19 protein-coding genes and 1 other annotated feature are annotated in these 18,774 nt (G+C 37.9%); of the genes, 17 read left to right on the top strand and 2 right to left on the bottom strand.

Going from position 1 to position 18,774, the window contains the following annotated elements; all coding sequences use genetic code 11:
• Positions 1 to 3: 3 nt before the first annotated feature.
• Positions 4 to 342 (top strand): YlbF/YmcA family competence regulator, encoded by a 339-nt coding sequence (locus SFC32_RS03340; RefSeq protein WP_020916975.1) that lies wholly within the window; start codon positions 4 to 6, stop codon positions 340 to 342.
• 92 nt (positions 343 to 434) lie between these two features.
• On the top strand, positions 435 to 1,352 hold the full coding sequence (locus SFC32_RS03335; protein ID WP_411049814.1) for an L-lactate dehydrogenase: 918 nt from the start codon (positions 435 to 437) through the stop codon (positions 1,350 to 1,352).
• Positions 1,353 to 1,386: 34 nt separating this feature from the next.
• Here SFC32_RS03335 and SFC32_RS03330 read toward each other — a convergent pair whose 3' ends face one another.
• Both SFC32_RS03330 and SFC32_RS03325 read right to left on the bottom strand, forming a co-directional pair.
• Positions 1,387 to 2,631, bottom strand: coding sequence for a bifunctional folylpolyglutamate synthase/dihydrofolate synthase (locus tag SFC32_RS03330; protein ID WP_411049813.1), 1,245 nt, complete (start codon positions 2,629 to 2,631; stop codon positions 1,387 to 1,389).
• A 69-nt stretch (positions 2,632 to 2,700) separates the two neighbouring features.
• Positions 2,701 to 3,162, bottom strand: coding sequence for a DUF6556 family protein (locus tag SFC32_RS03325; RefSeq protein WP_039696708.1), 462 nt, complete (start codon positions 3,160 to 3,162; stop codon positions 2,701 to 2,703).
• 196 nt (positions 3,163 to 3,358) lie between these two features.
• On the opposite strand from SFC32_RS03325, the gene SFC32_RS03320 reads away from it, so the two are divergent.
• The 15 genes from SFC32_RS03320 to carB all read left to right on the top strand — a co-directional run bounded on the left by SFC32_RS03320 (position 3,359) and on the right by carB (position 18,670).
• Positions 3,359 to 4,504: a cysteine desulfurase family protein gene (locus SFC32_RS03320; RefSeq protein ID WP_411049812.1), complete on the top strand. Its 1,146-nt coding sequence runs from the start codon at positions 3,359 to 3,361 to the stop codon at positions 4,502 to 4,504.
• 40 nt (positions 4,505 to 4,544) lie between these two features.
• Positions 4,545 to 5,759, top strand: a complete 1,215-nt coding sequence (gene thiI / locus SFC32_RS03315; RefSeq protein WP_074560412.1) for a tRNA uracil 4-sulfurtransferase ThiI — start codon at positions 4,545 to 4,547, stop codon at positions 5,757 to 5,759.
• A 99-nt stretch (positions 5,760 to 5,858) separates the two neighbouring features.
• Complete coding sequence (locus tag SFC32_RS03310; RefSeq protein ID WP_411049811.1) at positions 5,859 to 7,064, top strand: CapA family protein; 1,206 nt, start codon at positions 5,859 to 5,861, stop codon at positions 7,062 to 7,064.
• Positions 7,055 to 7,594, top strand: coding sequence for a GNAT family N-acetyltransferase (locus SFC32_RS03305; RefSeq protein WP_411049810.1), 540 nt, complete (start codon positions 7,055 to 7,057; stop codon positions 7,592 to 7,594). The genes SFC32_RS03310 and SFC32_RS03305 overlap by 10 nt, the downstream gene beginning before the upstream one ends.
• Positions 7,595 to 7,685: 91 nt before the next feature.
• Positions 7,686 to 7,761: a sequence feature (ribosomal protein L21 leader region), on the top strand.
• A 35-nt stretch (positions 7,762 to 7,796) separates the two neighbouring features.
• Complete coding sequence (rplU, locus tag SFC32_RS03300; protein WP_004232223.1) at positions 7,797 to 8,111, top strand: 50S ribosomal protein L21; 315 nt, start codon at positions 7,797 to 7,799, stop codon at positions 8,109 to 8,111.
• A 12-nt stretch (positions 8,112 to 8,123) separates the two neighbouring features.
• Positions 8,124 to 8,459 carry a ribosomal-processing cysteine protease Prp gene (locus SFC32_RS03295; protein ID WP_006532514.1) on the top strand — a complete coding sequence of 112 codons (336 nt, stop codon included), beginning with the start codon at positions 8,124 to 8,126 and terminating at the stop codon, positions 8,457 to 8,459.
• A 21-nt stretch (positions 8,460 to 8,480) separates the two neighbouring features.
• Positions 8,481 to 8,774, top strand: coding sequence for a 50S ribosomal protein L27 (gene rpmA / locus SFC32_RS03290; protein ID WP_004232221.1), 294 nt, complete (start codon positions 8,481 to 8,483; stop codon positions 8,772 to 8,774).
• A 153-nt stretch (positions 8,775 to 8,927) separates the two neighbouring features.
• The gene (locus SFC32_RS03285) at positions 8,928 to 9,845 is read left to right on the top strand and encodes a LysR family transcriptional regulator (protein ID WP_074563927.1); all 918 of its coding nucleotides are present in this window, start codon (positions 8,928 to 8,930) and stop codon (positions 9,843 to 9,845) included.
• Positions 9,842 to 10,315, top strand: coding sequence for a signal peptidase II (lspA, locus tag SFC32_RS03280; RefSeq protein ID WP_074602231.1), 474 nt, complete (start codon positions 9,842 to 9,844; stop codon positions 10,313 to 10,315). The genes SFC32_RS03285 and lspA overlap by 4 nt, the downstream gene beginning before the upstream one ends.
• Positions 10,299 to 11,195: an RluA family pseudouridine synthase gene (locus tag SFC32_RS03275; protein WP_411049809.1), complete on the top strand. Its 897-nt coding sequence runs from the start codon at positions 10,299 to 10,301 to the stop codon at positions 11,193 to 11,195. Before lspA ends, SFC32_RS03275 begins: the two co-directional genes overlap by 17 nt.
• Before the next feature lie 285 nt (positions 11,196 to 11,480).
• On the top strand, positions 11,481 to 12,002 hold the full coding sequence (gene pyrR / locus SFC32_RS03270; RefSeq protein WP_039696718.1) for a bifunctional pyr operon transcriptional regulator/uracil phosphoribosyltransferase PyrR: 522 nt from the start codon (positions 11,481 to 11,483) through the stop codon (positions 12,000 to 12,002).
• 61 nt (positions 12,003 to 12,063) lie between these two features.
• Positions 12,064 to 13,296: a solute carrier family 23 protein gene (locus SFC32_RS03265; RefSeq protein WP_074481801.1), complete on the top strand. Its 1,233-nt coding sequence runs from the start codon at positions 12,064 to 12,066 to the stop codon at positions 13,294 to 13,296.
• Between the two features lie 4 nt (positions 13,297 to 13,300).
• A complete protein-coding gene (locus SFC32_RS03260; RefSeq protein WP_039696721.1) occupies positions 13,301 to 14,227 on the top strand; it encodes an aspartate carbamoyltransferase catalytic subunit in 927 nt (308 codons plus the stop codon).
• 68 nt (positions 14,228 to 14,295) lie between these two features.
• On the top strand, positions 14,296 to 15,384 hold the full coding sequence (locus SFC32_RS03255; protein ID WP_039696722.1) for a carbamoyl phosphate synthase small subunit: 1,089 nt from the start codon (positions 14,296 to 14,298) through the stop codon (positions 15,382 to 15,384).
• 106 nt (positions 15,385 to 15,490) lie between these two features.
• Positions 15,491 to 18,670, top strand: a complete 3,180-nt coding sequence (gene carB, locus SFC32_RS03250; RefSeq protein ID WP_411049808.1) for a carbamoyl-phosphate synthase large subunit — start codon at positions 15,491 to 15,493, stop codon at positions 18,668 to 18,670.
• The last annotated feature ends 104 nt before the right edge of the window (positions 18,671 to 18,774 follow it).

The following is an 18,774-nucleotide window of genomic DNA, read 5'->3' as shown; positions in this document are numbered from 1 at the left end:
ATCATGGCAAACATTTATGATTTAGCAAATGAACTAGAACGCGAAATCCGTGTTCTTCCTGAATACAAGAAAGCACAAGAATGCCGTGCTGCGATTGATGCTGACGAAGAAGCAAAAGCTTTGTTTAAAGAATTCACTGAATTCCAACAAGGCCTTTATGCCAAATTGCAATCAGGTCAAATGCCTACAGGTGATGAACAAACTAAAATGCAAGAATTGGGTGCTAAAATCGAAGCAAATCCAGTTCTTAAAGCTTATCTTGGTGCTCAACAATCATTGTCAGTTTATGTAGCTGACCTTGAAAAAATTATTTTTGGTCCTTTGCAAGATCTTTTGAAATAGTAACTGTAACCTAACATTTCTTGTTAGGTTTTTTTCGTATTTTTAGAGGTAAAGGTCTATAATGATTGATAACTTTATAAGGAGGTTGTTTTATGTCACGTAAGGTCGGAATTATTGGAATGGGTCATGTTGGCTCAACAGTTGCTCATGGACTGATTGCTCAAGGGGCTTTTGATGATTATGTCTTAATTGATACCAATGAGAAAAAAGTTACCGCAGATGCGGTTGATTTCCGTGATGCTGCAGCGAATCTAAATCAACATGCCAATATTGTGATTAATGATTATCAAGCTTTAGCAGATGCCGATGTGGTTATCTCAGCTCTAGGAAATATCAAACTTCAAGATAATCCAAATGCAGACCGTTTTGCGGAGTTACCTTTTACAGCACAAGAAGTGCCTTTGGTTGCTAAAAAGCTAAAAGAGGTTGGATTTAAAGGGATTATTGTAGCTATTTCAAATCCAGTTGATGTCATTACTAGTCTCTATCAACACTACTCAGGTCTTCCAAAGGAACGTGTTATTGGTACAGGTACTTTGCTAGATACTGCTCGTATGAAACGTGCCGTTGCAGAACGTTTTGGTGTTGATGCGCGTAGCGTTTACGGTTATAACCTTGGCGAACATGGAAATTCACAATTTACGGCTTGGAGTCAAGTTCGTGTCAAAGGACAACCAATTTCTAACTTTACAGACCAAACGACGCTTGAGAAAATTGCACATGAAGCCATGATTGGTGGACATACGGTCTTTTATGGTAAAAAATACACAAGCTATGGGATTGCAAGTGCAGCTATTCGTTTGGCGATTGCAGTTGTTTCAGATAGCCATGAAGAATTACCGGTTTCTAATTACTATGAACCGCTAGATACTTACCTTAGCTATCCAGCTATTGTTGGACGAGAAGGTATTATCGAGCAAGTAAAATTAACTTTGCCAGCTGACGAAGAAGCTAAACTTGAAAATTCAGCTAACTTCATCAAACGTAAATTTGCTGAAAGTCTAAACTAATCAAAAAGAAATCCCATCTGAAAATCAGGTGGGATTATTGATTAAGTAAAAAGTTGCGAACTTCTGAGATGAAGTAAAGCGAACCGGTGACAACAAAGAAATCTTCGGGTTTTTGTTCAGCTTTCTTTAGCCAGTCTTTGTAATCAGCAACTTTTTTATATTTTTCAGGATAATCTGACAAGCTTTGTGCTTGATAGAAATCAAAACTGGTCACTGCTAAGTCAAATGCGGATAGTTCTTCGAGCATTTGTGTCAAAGGCTTACGCCCTAAGCCTGCAAAGAGGATGTGAATGTTGCGATTTGAAAAGTCATTTTTAAGCACATCAACCAATTTTGCAATCGAATCTTCGTTATGTGCACCATCTAACATGAGGTTTGGTCGCATCAACTCACAACGCCCAGCCCAAACAGTATTTTCTAAGCCATTTTTGATAGTTGTTTTAGTAATATTTTTGAAATACGATTTAAGAATGATAGCAGCCATAGCAGTTAACGAGGCATTAGTTTGTTGATGATGACCAAGCATTGATAAAGTAATGTTTGCAATGCTTATATCTTTATAATAAAAATCAAAGCTTTCACCATTTTCTCTGATTGAGAACTCTTTATCCAGTTCATATGTCGGACAATCGAGCTTCTTAGCTTTTTGATGAAATACTTTTTGGACCTCTGGTGTCATTTGACCAAAAATAAAAGGAACGTGAGGATTTAAAACACCAGCTTTATGACCAGCAATTTCAGTAAGAGTTTTCCCCAGTGTTTCTTGGTGGTCGATACTGATTGATGGGCAGATAACTGCTTTCGCTGTAAAGACATTGGTTGAGTCAAAAGTACCACCAATACCAGCTTCAATAACGGCGACGTCGACAGGATTGATAGTTGCAAAGTAATAGAACATAAGAGCTGTGACAAGTTCAAATTCTGTTACCTTACCAACTTTTTCTTGAAAGTCATTGCTATCTACGATAGGTTTAATTGCCTGTGCTGTTTTAACCAGATCGCTATCAGAAATTTCTTTGCTATCGATAGCGATACGTTCATTAAAGCGCGTGATAAAAGGAGATGTGAAGGTACCTGTTTTATAACCTGATGCTGTTAAGATATGTTGGAGAAAACTAGTTGTAGAGCCTTTGCCGTTAGTTCCCACAACGTGAACAGCTGGAAATTTATTTTGCGGGTTATCAAGTAAGTTAAGGAGATGGCGCATGCGCTCTAAACTTGGTCGGCGACCATTAGCTTTGTGAGAGTGAATCCAATTTAGCGTGTCAATATAAGTCATGAGTTTATTTTACCTAGTAAAAAAGAGGTGGGATGATAAGGAATTTTATCGTCCCATTCCTCTTTGATTTTATTGATTTGTTTCAGTAGCACTTCCTGCAGTAGTATCAGATGTCGCTTGAGAACTTGTTTGAGTGTTGTCTTGTGTTGTATCAGCACTTGAACTGTAAGTTGTAGAATCTGAGCTAGAGTCATAAGTTGCATTGTTGCTATTAGTGTCACTATTGTAAACACTGTTGTTAGCAGCAGAACTTGAATATGTTGTTGACGCAGAAGTATCAGTTTTACTGTTATTGCTTTTGTTACCTTCTTTAATCACAACAGTTGTCGTTGATTTGTCAGTTGGCTTTTGACTTGATGAGCCTTTTAAGGCGTTTGTGATAGTGATACTTGCTACGATAATACTAAGGATAGACCCAATAAGAGCAATTGTTTTTTGAAAGGCTGAGAAACCTTTTTTAATGTGCTTTGATGGGGCTTGTTCCTTATCTTTTTTTGATGATTTTTGACGTCTAGAATAATGTTGAGACATTTTTAACTCCTTTTTCGCGTATGATTCTATTATAGTTTTTTCATTTTAAATGTCCAGTAGGAGATAGGACTCTTTTAAGAAATATTTTAGGTCATTTTCTTAAAAATAGGCTTAAAAAACTTAAGATTAAAGCTTTCACACTTATGAGAGACTGTGTTATAATGGTAGTATTGATTTTTTTGTGAAGGAAGAAAAAATGATTTACTTTGATAACTCTGCCACTACCATTCCCTATCCTGAAGTTTTGCGCACTTATCAGGAAGTGGCAAGTAAAATTTATGGAAATCCATCAAGTTTGCATAATCTAGGAACAAAAGCTAGTCGTATTCTAGAGGCAAGCCGTAAGCAAATCGCTGGCTTGCTTGGCGTTAAAAGTGATGAAATTATTTTCACTTCTGGTGGTACTGAAGGAGACAACTGGGTTCTTAAAGGTGTCGCATTTGAAAAAGAACGCTACGGAAAACACATCATCGTATCAGATATCGAACACCCAGCTGTCAAAGAATCCGCAAAATGGCTTGGCGAACACGGTTTTGAAGTGTCTTACGCGCCAGTTGATGAAAAAGGTTTTGTTGATGTTGATAAATTAGCAGAGCTTTTGCGCCCAGATACAACTTTGGTCTCAATCATGGCAGTTAATAATGAAATTGGTTCTATCCAACCAATTAAAGACATCTCAGAATTACTATTTGATAAACCAGGAATTTCATTCCACGTGGATGCTGTTCAAGCTATCGGTAAAATTCCAGCAGCTGATTATTTGACAGACCGTGTTGACTTTGCAAGTTTTTCTGGTCACAAATTCCACAGTGTGCGTGGTGTCGGATTCATTTACAAAAAAGAAAGCAAGAAATTAAATCCATTGCTAGCCGGTGGTGGGCAAGAAGGTGACCTTCGCTCAACTACTGAAAATGTTGCAGGGATTGCTGCAACAGCGAAAGCTCTTCGCTTGGTTACTGACAAAGAAGCTTACGCCCTTCCAAAAATCGCCAAAATGAAAGAAATCATTTATGACGAACTAGCTAAGCACAAAGATATCGTTATTTTCTCTGGTAAGGATGATACTTTTGCTCCAAACATCTTAACCTTTGGTATCAAAGGTGTACGTGGAGAAGTAGTAGTTCATGCCTTTGAAGAACATGAAATCTATATTTCAACAACATCAGCTTGTTCATCAAAAGCAGGAAAACCTGCAGGAACATTGATTGCCATGGGAGTCCCTACAAAACTAGCGCAGTCAGCTGTTCGCATTAGTCTCGATGATGACAATGATATGGGACAAGTTGAACAATTCCTAACAATTTTCAAACAAGTCTACGAAAAAACACAAAAAGTAAGATAATTAATAAGAAAGGATAAAGAGATTTTCTCTTTAGAAAACTATGCAATACTCAGAAATTATGGTTCGCTACGGCGAATTATCAACTAAAGGAAAGAACCGCATGCGTTTCATCAATAAATTGAAACGTAACATGAAACACGTTCTTTCAATTTATCCAGATGTCCGTGTTGTGGCTGACCGCGACCGCGCTCACATTTTCTTAAATGGTACTGACTATGTTCCCGTTGCGGAATCATTAAAACAAATTTTCGGGATTCAAGCATTTTCACCATCATACAAGGTTGAAAAAAATCTAGAAACGATTAAAAAAGCTGTTCAAGATGTGATGACTGACGTTTATCATGAAGGTTTGACATTTAAAATCACAAGTAAACGTAGCGACCACAACTTTGAGATGGATAGCCGTGAATTGAATCAGTACCTTGGTTCAGCTGTCTTTGAAGTTTTGCCTAACATTCAAGCGCAAATGAAAGGGCCGGATGTCAATCTTAAAGTTGAAATTCGTGAAGAAGCTGCCTACCTTTCATATGAAAATATCAAAGGCGCTGGAGGACTTCCTGTTGGAACAGCTGGACGCGGAATGTTGATGTTATCAGGTGGTATTGATTCACCTGTTGCAGGTTACCTTGCTCTTAAACGTGGGGTTGATATTGAAGCTGTCCACTTTGCTAGTCCACCATACACAAGTCCAGGTGCTCTTAAGAAAGCTCAAGATTTGACACGTAAATTGACAAAATTCGGTGGTAACATTGATTTCATCGAAGTACCATTTACGGAAATCCAAGAAGAAATCAAAGAAAAAGCGCCAGAAGCTTACTTGATGACTTTGACACGTCGTTTCATGATGCGTATTACAGATCGCATTCGTGAAGAACGTAATGGCTTGGTTATCATCAATGGTGAAAGTCTTGGACAAGTGGCTAGTCAAACGCTTGAAAGTATGCGTGCCATTAATGCCGTAACAGCAACACCAATTATTCGTCCAGTTGTCACAATGGATAAATTGGAAATCATTGATATTGCACAAAAAATCGATACTTTTGATATTTCAATTCAACCATTTGAAGATTGCTGTACTATCTTTGCGCCAGATCGTCCAAAAACAAATCCAAAAATCAAAAATGTTGAACAATACGAAAAACGCATGGATGTTGAAGGACTTGTTGAGCGTGCTGTTGCAGGAATTAAAGTGACAACAATCACACCACAAGCAGAACACGATGAAGTCGATGACTTAATCGATGACTTACTATAATAGATAGAAACTGCCTTTAGGGCAGTTTTTTCTTACCAGTTAAATCCTGAAAGCCTAATCATAAAATGATATAATAGTCGCATGGAGGTGTGATTAAGGATGTTAGATAGGATAATTTATAAAAAGACAACGTTGGCTTGCTTGGCATTCATATTGCTAAGCTTATTAGGTGCAGCATTTTATGGCTTGCTGTTTGAGAAGGCTAGTTCAAGTGACAAGACTCAGCAATCAAAAGCTCAGTCAAGTAAAGTCAAAACAGCGCGTGTCATGGCAAATGGAGATATTCTTATCCATAATGGTCTTTATGGCAGTGCTGAGCAGGCTGATGGGACTTATGATTTTAAACCTTTCTTTGAGTATGCCAAAGACTGGATTTCAAGTGCTGATTTGGCAATTGGTGACTATGAAGGAACGATTAGTCCAGATTATCCTTTAGCTGGCTATCCTTTATTCAATGCACCGAGTGAAATTGCTGATGCTATGAAAGACACAGGTTATGATGTTGTCGATTTAGCTCACAACCATATCCTTGATTCTGGTCTTTCAGGTGCACTTAACACCGTTAAAACCTTTGATAAATTAGGAATGCCCAGCATTGGCGTTTACAAAAAAGACCGAGACAAAGAAGATATTTTAATTAAAAATGTTAATGGTATTAAAATTGCTATTTTAGGTTATTCTTATGCTTACAATGGACTAGAAGCTAATTTGTCAGCTGAGGATTATGAGAAGCACATGTCTGATTTAAATGAAGACAAGATGAAAGCTGAAATTCAGGAAGCTGAAAAGAAAGCTGATGTAACAATTGTCATGCCACAAATGGGAGTGGAATATCAACGCGAACCAACTCAAGAGCAAGTAACCCTTTATCACAAGATGATTGATTGGGGTGCAGATGTTATCTTTGGTGGACACCCTCACGTTGTGGAACCATCAGAAACTGTCGAAAAAGACGGCGAAAAGAAATTTATTATCTATTCAATGGGAAATTTTATTTCTAATCAACGTTTAGAAACGGTTGATGACATTTGGACAGAACGTGGTCTTTTGATGGATGTGACATTTGAAAAGAAAAATCATAAAACGAAAATTAAAACTGTCGCAGCTCACCCAACATTGGTTTGGGTATGGAGCAAGGGCGTGACAGGGTCAGAAGGCTTTGTTCTTTCAGATTATCGTACGCTTATTTTAGAAGACTTTATAAAAGGTGGTAAATACCGCGACAAACTTGATGCCAGTATGCAAGAGAAAGTCGATACCGCCTATCAAGAAATGAATGAATTGGTGAATTTACAATGGAATTAAAACGTCAAGAGGTGAAACTTTTTTCAAAAAGTTCCCGTGATGTCAAAAACTTATACTTATCAGCTTTTCCAGCTGTTGAACGTGCACCGTATTTGCCGTTGTTGCTGACGGCTTATCGTGACTTAGCAGATTTTTATGCTTATTATGATGGCGATGATTTTGTCGGTTTAGCTTACATTTTACAAAATGAAGCTGTGGTTTATTTATTTTTCTTAGCTGTTACCCCTAACATTCGTTCTCGTGGTTACGGCTCAGCTATTTTGCAAGATGTTAAAGATTTAGCTGGGAATCGTCCAGTCGTTTTGGCAATTGAGCCTATGGACGAAAAATCTGATAATTTTGATCAACGTTTGAAGCGCGTGCGTTTTTATGAGAAAAATGGTTTTCACATCACAGCCTATTATTACCACGAAGGTAGTGAGACCTATCAAATGATGGCAAATACTAAGCAGATTGATATTGATGCTATCGAAAAATTGACTAAAAAAGCTGTTTTGGGATTAGTGAAAGTATCCTTTGACAAAAAATAAAAAATGAAAACGTACTATCATTAAAAAAAGCTAGCATATTCCTTGCTTTAATTAGCCTAACATGATAAAATATGAACGTTGACTAAATGCACATCCTGTGCAACCGCACGAAAATCGTTTGTAAGCAACTCTCGAGGTTCACGATTTAGGCGAGTCTTCACAAGCGGAAAAATCCGCAACAAAATTTTATAGGAGGTGCACGATGAGCACATATGCAATCATCAAAACTGGTGGAAAACAAGTTAAAGTTGAAGTAGGTCAAGCTATCTATGTTGAAAAACTTGATGTTGAAGCTGGTTCAGAAGTAACATTTAACGAAGTTGTTCTTGTTGGTGGTGAAAAAACTGTTGTTGGTACACCAGTTGTTGAAGGAGCTTCTGTTGTTGGTACTGTTGAAAAACAAGGAAAACAAAAGAAAGTTGTTACTTTCAAATACAAACCTAAAAAAGGTTCACACCGTAAACAAGGTCACCGTCAACCTTACACTAAAGTTGTTATCAACGCTATCAACGCATAATTTAGCATTCTCATGATTCAAGCAACTTTTATTCGCCGCAAAGGTCACTTAGAAAGTGTAGAACTGACTGGTCACGCTGGTAGTGGTGAATATGGCTTTGATATCGTATGTGCAGCTGTTTCAACTTTATCGATTAACTTTGTTAATTCGTTAGAAGTTTTGGCAGAATGCAATGCTGATTTTGCTGTCAATGAGATTGATGGTGGTTATATGAAGATTGATATCTCTCATATGACTAAGAAGACAGATGAGAAAGTTCAACTTTTATTTGAAAGCTTTCTTTTAGGAATGACAAATTTGGCTGAGAATTCGAAAGAATTTGTGTCAGTTAAGGTCATTGCAAACTAATTTGAAAAGAGGACACTACATATGTTAAAAATGAATCTTGCTAACTTGCAACTTTTCGCCCACAAAAAAGGTGGAGGTTCTACATCAAATGGTCGTGATTCTGAAGCAAAACGTCTTGGTGCTAAAGCAGCTGACGGTCAAACTGTTTCAGGTGGATCAATCCTTTACCGTCAACGCGGTACTCACATCTACCCAGGTGTGAACGTAGGTCGCGGTGGTGACGATACACTTTTCGCTAAAGTTGAAGGTGTTGTTCGTTTCGAACGTAAAGGTCGCGATAAACGTCAAGTATCAGTTTATCCAATTGCAAAATAATTTAACAGAAAAGTCTGCTTTGTGCAGGCTTTTTTTGTACACTTATTTGAAATAAAAAGATGGTTAGCTAGTCACCTTTGGGCTTGATATAGCGCCATTAGCTATATTTTGCTATAATAAGGATGATTGATTTTTTAGAAAGAATGATTGACAATGAATATACAACAACTACGTTATGTTGTAGCTATTGCAAACAGTGGGACCTTTCGTGAAGCGGCTTCTAAGCTTTTTGTCAGTCAGCCGAGTTTGTCAGTAGCTATTAAGGACCTTGAAGGTGAATTAGGTTTTCAAATTTTTACACGTACAACGACAGGTGCTGTCTTAACGAGTCACGGAATGACTTTTTATGAAAAAGCTTTGGAGGTTGTTAAGAGTTTTGACTCATTTGAGAAACAATTTTCACAATCGTCGGCTGATTCAGATGAGTTTTCTATCGCTAGTCAGCACTACGATTTTTTACCTCCTTTGATAACAACCTTTTCTAAGGCTCATCCAGAGCATAAGGATTTTCGTATTTTTGAGTCAACAACTATTCAAATTTTTGATGAGGTGGCTCAAGGTGATAGTGAGATTGGGATTATTTATTTAAATAATCAAAATCGCAAAGGACTTTTGCAACGTATGGAAAAATTAGGCTTGGAATTTGTCGAGTTAATCCCTTTTAAGACTCATATTTATCTGGCTAAGACTCATCCTTTGGCACAAAAGGAAAGTCTTGTAATGGAGGATTTGAAGGAGCTACCAACGGTCCGTTTCACCCAAGAAAAAGACGAGTACCTTTATTATTCTGAGAATTTTGTTGATACCAGTGATAGTCCACATGTTTTTAATGTGACTGACCGTGCAACCTTAAATGGTATTTTAGAACGGACAGATGCTTACGCAACTGGTTCTGGTTTCCTAGATAGCCGTAGTTTTAATGGTATTACTGTTATTCCACTTGAAGATAAGCTAGATAATAAAATGGTTTATATCAAGCGTCGTGATAAAAATTTATCGGCTTGTGCTTTGAAATTCATCGCTGTCATGAAAGATTATTTTGAAAAATTCAGTCCAAAGGTGACCAAATGAAAAACTATAGAAAACTTTATTTTCCATTAGCTGCTGTGATGTTGATTTTGTTGGATCAACTAAGCAAGCAATGGATTGTCAATCATATTCCTTTAAATGCCATTCGCAAATGTGTACCAGGTATTTTTAGCTTAACTTATTTACGTAATTATGGTGCAGCTTTCTCTATTTTGCAGAATCAGCAGTGGTTCTTTACGGTGATTACACTTGCTGTTGTCGGAGCAGCTTGCTATTATTTTATTAAAAATATTACTGGCAATTTTTGGTTCTTATTTGGACTTTTGCTGATTATTTCAGGTGGAATCGGTAATTTTATTGACCGTTTGCGACTTGGTTACGTTGTTGATATGGTTCATTTGGATTTTATGAATTTTGCTATTTTTAATGTGGCGGATTCGTATTTAACAGTTGGGGTAGTGATTTTATTTATCGCCCTATGGAAAGAGGAGGAAAATGGAATTAATCATTAAAGAAGCTGGCGCTCGTTTAGATAAGGCGTTAGCAGACTTAACAGATTTGTCACGTAGCCAAGCTAATGATGAAATTAAGAAAGGAACAGTTTTGGTAAACGGCAAAGCTGTTAAAGCAAAATATGCTGTCAAAGTTGGCGATGTTGTGACTTATGAAGTGCCAGAAGAAGAGGTACTTGAATATAAAGCTGAAAATATTCCACTTGATATTGTTTATGAAGATGAAGATGTCGCAGTGGTTTACAAACCTCAAGGCATGGTTGTTCATCCATCTGTAGGTCACACGTCAGGTACTTTGGTCAATGCTTTGATGTATCATATCAAAGATTTGTCATCTATCAACGGTGTGATTCGACCAGGGATTGTTCACCGAATCGATAAAGACACTTCAGGGCTTTTGATGATTGCTAAAAATGATACTGCCCACAATGCACTTGCTGCTGAATTGAAGGATAAAAAATCCCTTCGTAAATATGTGGCTATCGTACATGGTAATATTCCAAATGATCGTGGTGTTATTGAAGCACCGATTGGACGTTCTGAGAAAGACCGTAAAAAACAAGCTGTTACGGCTAAAGGAAAACCAGCTGTAACTCATTTCAAAGTTTTAGAACGCTTTGGTAACTATACTTTGGTTGAATTGACGCTTGAAACAGGTCGAACTCACCAAATCCGTGTGCACATGGCTTATATTGGACACCCAGTTGCAGGAGATCCATTGTACGGACCACGTAAGACGTTGAAAGGTAATGGTCAATTCTTGCATGCCCAAACACTTGGCTTTACACATCCAAAAACAGGTGAAACGATGACTTTCACAGCTGAAGTGCCAGCAATTTTTAAAGAAACACTTGAAAAATTGCGAAGCGAAAAAGCATAATTAATAATCGCAAAGAAGTAGAACAAAACTTTTTAGGAGTTCTACTTTTTTTATTCGTTTTGCAAAAAAAGTGGTAGATATTTTTTGTCGAAAATCATAATTTCCTTGTCAAATGATGAACGATTTGGTATTATATAAGAGTAAATATTATCCTTTAATACTGTCCCGTGAGGCAGGCAAGGAGAGAACGGTAAAAGAAGCGTGCAACTGGTATAGTTGTACCTATATTTTGTGGAATCTCCTTGGTAACGAGGAGATTTTTTGTATATTAAGAGAGGTTTGTTTATGAAAACAAAAGAAATTGTTGATGACGTAACAATGAAACGTGCGATTACACGTATCACTTATGAGATTATTGAGCGTAATAAAAATCTTGACAATATTGTTCTTGCAGGAATTAAGACACGTGGTGTCTTCATTGCTCGTCGTATTCAAGATCGCTTGAAACAATTGGAAGGTATTGATATTCCGCTTGGTGAACTTGATACAAAACCTTTCCGTGATGATATGAAAGTTGAAGAAGATACAACTGATATGCCAGTTGATATTACTGGTAAAGATGTTATCTTGGTTGATGATGTTCTTTATACAGGACGTACAATTCGTGCGGCTATTGATAACTTAGTAAGTCTTGGTCGTCCAGCTCGTGTTAGCCTTGCTGTTCTTGTTGACCGTGGACACCGTGAACTCCCAATTCGTGCTGATTATGTTGGTAAAAACATCCCAACAAGTGCTATCGAGGAAATCATTGTTGAAGTGATCGAAGTAGATGGTAAAGATCGCGTTAGCATTGTAGATCCAAGCTAAGCAGTATTAGAATTGAGGAGGATGATAAAAAGTGGAAAACGTAAGATATGATGTGCATGATATGCCAAAACCAGGAATGCTGTTTGGATTATCATTTCAACATTTGTTTGCAATGTTTGGCTCAACAGTTTTGGTACCAATCTTAGTTGGTATTGATCCAGCGATTGCTCTATTTTCAAGTGGTTTAGGTACTTTAGCACATTTGACAGTAACCAAATATAAAATCCCAGCTTACATGGGTTCAAGTTTTGCTTACATTGCAACTATGCAAATGTTAATGAAGACTGACGGGATTGCAGCGGTAGCACAGGGGGCTATCGCGGGTGGTTTGGTTTACTTAATCGTTGCCTTGATTGTAAAATTTGCCGGAAATGCATGGATTGATAAAGTATTGCCACCAATTGTGGTCGGTCCAATCATCATCGTTATCGGACTTAGCCTTGCGACAACAGCTGTTAACGATGTTATGCTAAAAGATGGTGCTTACAATTTTACTTACCTTTTAGTTGGGATGGTAACTCTTCTTGCGGTTATTCTCTTTAACATGTACGGTAAAAAGATTATCGGAGTTATTCCAATTTTACTTGGTTTGATTGTTGGTTACATTTTTGCCTTGGTAGTTGGTGCTGTAACAGGTCAAAGCATTGTTGATTTGTCAGGTGTTGCAAAATCAGCTTGGTTCCAAGTTCCAAGTTTTGATATTCTCTTTGTTGATTATCATTTCAAACTTTACCCAAGTGCTATTTTGACAATGGCTCCAATCGCTTTTGTAACAATGACTGAACACTTTGGTCACGTGATGGTTCTTAACAGCTTAACAGGACGTGATTTCTTTAAAGATCCGGGTCTTGACCGTACGCTTACAGGTGATGGTTTGGCACAAATTATCGCTGGTTTCTTCGGTGCTCCACCGGTAACATCATATGGTGAAAACATTGGTGTTATGGCCCTTAACAAAATCTACTCAGTATATGTTATTGCTGGAGCAGCAGTAATTGCTGTAGTGATGAGCTTTATCGGAAAAATTTCAGCTCTTCTTTCATCAATTCCAACACCAGTTATCGGTGGTATTTCAATTGCCCTCTTTGGTGTTATCGCATCGAGTGGTCTTAAAATTTTAGTTGAAAATAAAATTGATTTTGATAATAAGAAAAATCTTTTGATTGCAAGTGTTATCTTAGTGTCTGGTATCGGTGGTTTGACATTGCAAGTTGCTGGTTTACAAATCACAGGTGTTGCTTTCTCAACACTTCTAGGTATTATCTTGTATCAAATTCTTCCAGAAAAGGACTAAAAAAATGGCAATTACAGATGGCGTTGTTTCACTAAAGCATTTGGTAACAATGGAAACTTTATCAAATGAAGAAGTGCTAGGCTTGATTAAACGCGGAATCGCGTTTAAGAACAATGAAGCCGACTTTAGTTTGGACAGACAGTATTTTGCAGCTAATCTTTTCTTTGAACCATCAACGCGTACACACAAATCATTTGAAGTTGCAGAAAGAAAACTTGGTTTAGATGTTATCGAATTTGATGCTAAAACAAGTTCAGTCAACAAAGGGGAAACTTTGTATGACACGATTTTGACAATGAGTTCTCTTGGAATTGATATTTGTGTGATTCGCCACTCAATGGAAGATTACTACAAAGAATTAATTGATAGCCGAACAATTCAAACAGCAATCGTTAATGGTGGAGATGGTTCTGGTCAACACCCAAGTCAGTGTTTGCTGGACTTGATGACGATTTATGAAGAGTTTGGTAGTTTTGAAAATCTAAAAGTGGCTATTGTTGGTGACATTACGCATTCACGTGTTGCAAAATCTAACATGCAAATCCTAAAACGTTTAGGAGCAGAGTTGTATTTTGCAGGTCCAGAACAATGGTATTCAAGTGAATTTGATGTGTATGGAAAATACGTAGCTATCGATGAGATTGTTGATCAAGTTGATGTTATGATGATGTTGCGAGTCCAACACGAACGTCATGATAGTGAACGTGGTTTTTCAAAAGAAACTTATCACAAAACATTCGGTCTTACATATGACCGATATGATAAAATGAAGCCTTCTGCCATCATCATGCACCCAGCACCAGTTAATCGTGATGTTGAGATTGCTGATCGCTTGGTAGAAGCACCAAAATCAAGAATTGCTCGACAAATGCAAAATGGTGTGTTTGTCCGCATGGCAATTCTAGAAGCTGTACTTAACGGTAAAGCTTAACAATTATTTTGAAGTGTCTGCTAATAAACGTTAAAGTGCTCCCGTGAGAGCAAACGAGAGGAATAAAAATGGCAAAAAGACTTTTAATTTTAGAAGATGGAACAATTTTTGAAGGGAAGGCTTTTGGAGCTGACCTTGATGTAACTGGTGAGATTGTTTTTAACACTGGTATGACAGGTTACCAAGAATCAATCACAGACCAATCTTACAACGGTCAAATTTTGACTTTTACTTACCCACTTGTTGGTAACTATGGGATTAACCGTGATGACTATGAATCAATTACACCAACTTGTAAAGGTGTTGTCGTATCTGAAAACGCCCGTCGTGCCAATAACTGGCGTAATCAAATGACTTTGGATGAGTTCTTGAAGGCTAAAAATATTCCAGGAATCTCAGGAATTGATACTCGTGCCCTTACAAAAATCATTCGTAAGCATGGTACTATGAAAGCGACTCTTGCAAATGCTGGTGATACGATTGAGCATTTACAAGATCAATTGCGAGCTACAGTGTTGCCAACCAATAACATCGAACAAGTATCAACTAAAACTGCTTACCCAGCACCAGGTGTTGGAAAAAATATTGTTTTGGTGGACTTCGGACTTAAACATTCAATTCTACGTGAATTTTCAAAACGTAAATGTAATGTGACAGTTGTTCCTTACAACATTTCAGCTGAAGAAATTCTTCACCTTAATCCAGATGGTGTGATGTTATCAAATGGTCCTGGTAACCCAGAAGATGTTCCTGAAGTTCTAGATATGATTCGTGGCGTACAAGGGAAAATTCCGATTTTTGGTATCTGCATGGGACACCAATTGTTTAGCCTTGCGAATGGTGCTAAAACCTATAAAATGAAATTTGGTCACCGTGGATTTAACCATGCTGTTCGCGAAATTGCAACTGGTCGCATTGATTTTACAAGCCAAAACCATGGATATGCAGTTGATCGTGATACTCTTCCAGATTGCCTTATGGTAACTCACGAAGAAATCAATGATAAATCCGTAGAAGGTGTTCGTCACCGTGATTTTCCAGCTTTCTCAGTGCAATTTCACCCAGACGCTGCGCCTGGTCCACATGATGCAAGTTATCTCTTTGATGATTTCATCGAATTGATTGATGCATTTCAAGCTGAAAAAGCTAATCGTTAAAAAGTCATTCGACATCAAAATCTTGTCGGTAAATTGCAAAATGACTGACAGCAAGGTCATTAACATATTTAAAGTCAATCAGAGAGTTGACAAATAGGAGAAAATAATGCCAAAACGTACAGATATTAAAAAAATTATGGTGATTGGTTCTGGTCCGATTATTATCGGTCAGGCAGCAGAATTTGACTATGCCGGAACACAAGCTTGTTTAGCCCTCAAAGAAGAAGGTTATAGCGTTGTTCTAGTTAACTCAAACCCTGCGACAATCATGACTGATAAAGAGATTGCAGATAAGGTTTACATTGAACCTTTGACAACAGAATTTGTTACTCGTATCCTTCGCAAAGAACGTCCAGATGCTTTGCTTCCAACTTTGGGAGGACAAACTGGTCTTAACATGGCGATGGAATTGTCAAAAGCTGGTATTCTTGACGAACTCGGTGTTGAGTTGTTGGGAACAAAACTATCAGCTATTGACCGAGCAGAAGACCGTGATCTCTTCAAACAGTTGATGGAAGAACTCAACCAACCAATTCCAGAATCTGAAATTGTAAATACTGTTGATGAAGCTGTTGCATTTGCAGAATCAATTGGTTATCCAGTTATCGTTCGTCCAGCTTTCACACTTGGAGGTACTGGTGGCGGTATGTGTGATAACGAAGAAGAACTTCGCGAAATCGCTGAAAATGGTTTGAAATTATCACCGGTAACACAATGTTTGATTGAACGTTCAATTGCAGGTTTTAAAGAAATTGAATATGAAGTAATGCGTGATGCTGCTGACAACGCTCTTGTTGTTTGTAACATGGAAAACTTTGATCCAGTTGGTATCCATACTGGGGACTCAATCGTATTTGCACCAACACAAACTCTTTCAGATATTGAAAACCAAATGTTGCGTGACGCTAGTCTAAGCATCATTCGTGCCCTTAAAATTGAAGGTGGATGTAACGTTCAGCTAGCTCTTGACCCAAATAGTTTCAAATACTATGTTATCGAAGTTAACCCACGTGTATCACGTTCATCAGCCCTCGCTTCAAAAGCAACTGGTTACCCAATCGCGAAACTAGCTGCTAAAATTGCCGTTGGTTTGACACTTGATGAGATGGTGAACCCAGTAACTGGTACAACATATGCTATGTTTGAACCAGCCCTTGACTATGTGGTTGCTAAAATTCCTCGTTTCCCATTTGATAAGTTTGAAAATGGTGAACGTCGCCTAGGAACACAAATGAAAGCAACAGGTGAAGTTATGGCAATCGGTCGTAACATTGAGGAATCACTTCTTAAAGCTTGTCGCTCACTTGAAATTGGTGTTCATCATAATGAAATGCCAGAGCTCACAAATGTTACTGATGATGAATTAGTTAATAAGATTGTTCGTGCTCAAGACGATCGTCTATTCTACCTTTCTGAAGCAATTCGTCGTGGATACACTATTGAAGAGCTATCAAAATTAACAAAAATTGATCTCTTCTTCCTTGATAAATTGCTCCACATCTTTGAACTTGAACAAGAATTGGCGAGTCATGTCGGAGATGTTGACGTTCTTAAAGAAGCAAAACGTAATGGATTTGCAGATCTTAAGATTGCAGAACTTTGGAACATGACAGCAGATGAAGTTCGTGCCATTCGTACAGAAAACAAAATCATCCCAGTTTATAAAATGGTTGATACATGTGCGGCTGAATTTGAATCAGCAACACCATACTTCTATTCAACATACGAATGGGAAAATGAATCAATCAAGTCAGATAAAGAATCAATTATCGTACTTGGTTCTGGTCCAATCCGCATTGGTCAAGGGGTTGAATTTGACTACGCTACAGTTCACTCTGTAAAAGCTATTCAGGCAGCTGGATATGAAGCTATTATCATGAACTCAAATCCAGAAACAGTATCAACTGACTTCTCAATTTCTGATAAGCTTTACTTTGAACCACTAACGTTTGAAGATGTTATGAACGTTATTGAACTTGAACAACCTAAAGGTGTCATTGTTCAATTCGGTGGACAAACAGCTATCAACTTGGCTGAGCCACTTTCTAAAGCTGGTGTCAAAATTCTTGGTACACAGGTTGCTGATCTTGACCGCGCTGAAGACCGTGATCTCTTTGAACAAGCTTTGAAAGAATTGGATATTCCTCAACCACCAGGACAAACAGCTACCAACGAAGAAGAAGCGGTTGAAGCTGCTCACAAGATTGGTTTCCCAGTTTTGGTTCGTCCATCTTATGTCCTTGGTGGGCGTGCGATGGAAATTGTAGAAAATGAAGATGACCTTCGTTCTTACATGCGTACTGCTGTTAAAGCAAGTCCAGACCACCCAGTTCTTGTTGACTCATACATCGTCGGTCGTGAGTGTGAAGTGGATGCCATTTCAGATGGTAAGGATGTGCTTATTCCTGGTATTATGGAACACATCGAACGCGCTGGTGTTCACTCAGGTGACTCAATGGCAGTTTACCCACCACAAACACTTCCTAAGAAAGTGCAAGAAACAATTGCTGACTACACAAAACGTTTGGCAATTGGTTTGAACTGCTACGGTATGATGAACATTCAATTTGTCATCAAAGATGAAACGGTTTATGTTATCGAAGTTAACCCTCGTGCTAGTCGTACAGTTCCATTCTTATCAAAAGTAACTAACATTCCAATGGCACAAGTTGCAACTAAATTGATTCTTGGACAAAGTCTTGCTGATCTTGGTTACGAAGATGGACTTTACCCAGAATCTGATTATGTGCATGTCAAGGCGCCAGTCTTCTCATTCACAAAACTTGCTAAGGTTGATAGTCTTTTAGGCCCTGAAATGAAATCAACTGGTGAAGTTATGGGTTCTGATTTGACTCTTGAAAAAGCACTTTACAAAGCTTTTGAAGCGTCATATCTTCACTTGCCATCATTTGGTAATGTTGTCTTCACAGTATCTGATGATACTAAAGAAGAAGCTCTTGGCTTGGCAAAACGCTTTGCTAACATTGGCTACAGCATTTTTGCAACACACGGAACAGCTAAGTTCTTTGCTGAACATGGACTTGATTCAACAATCATTGATAAGATTGGTCAGGATGATGACAATGACATTCCTGCACTTGTTCGTACAGGTAAAGTACAAGCGATTGTGAATACAGTCGGTACAAAACGTACACTTGACGAAGATGGTGCGATTATTCGTAGCTCTGCTATTGAACACGGTGTTCCTCTCTTTACCGCGCTCGATACAGTAGATGCTATGATTCGTGTCCTTGAAAGTCGAGGATTTACAACACAAGCCATCTAATTTTAAGTCTAAATATATATTTGAAAAGTCTGAGACAAACTGTCTCAGGCTTTTTTCTCTTACAAACTTGTAAGATTGCAATGCTAAAAAACTTCTATAATATT

This window comes from Streptococcus sp. TATVAM-FAB8, assembly GCF_046592795.1.
GTDB classification, from domain to species: domain Bacteria; phylum Bacillota; class Bacilli; order Lactobacillales; family Streptococcaceae; genus Streptococcus; species Streptococcus ruminicola.
The sequence above is the reverse complement of the archived record's forward strand: the minus strand, read 5'-3'. Positions and strand labels throughout refer to the sequence as shown.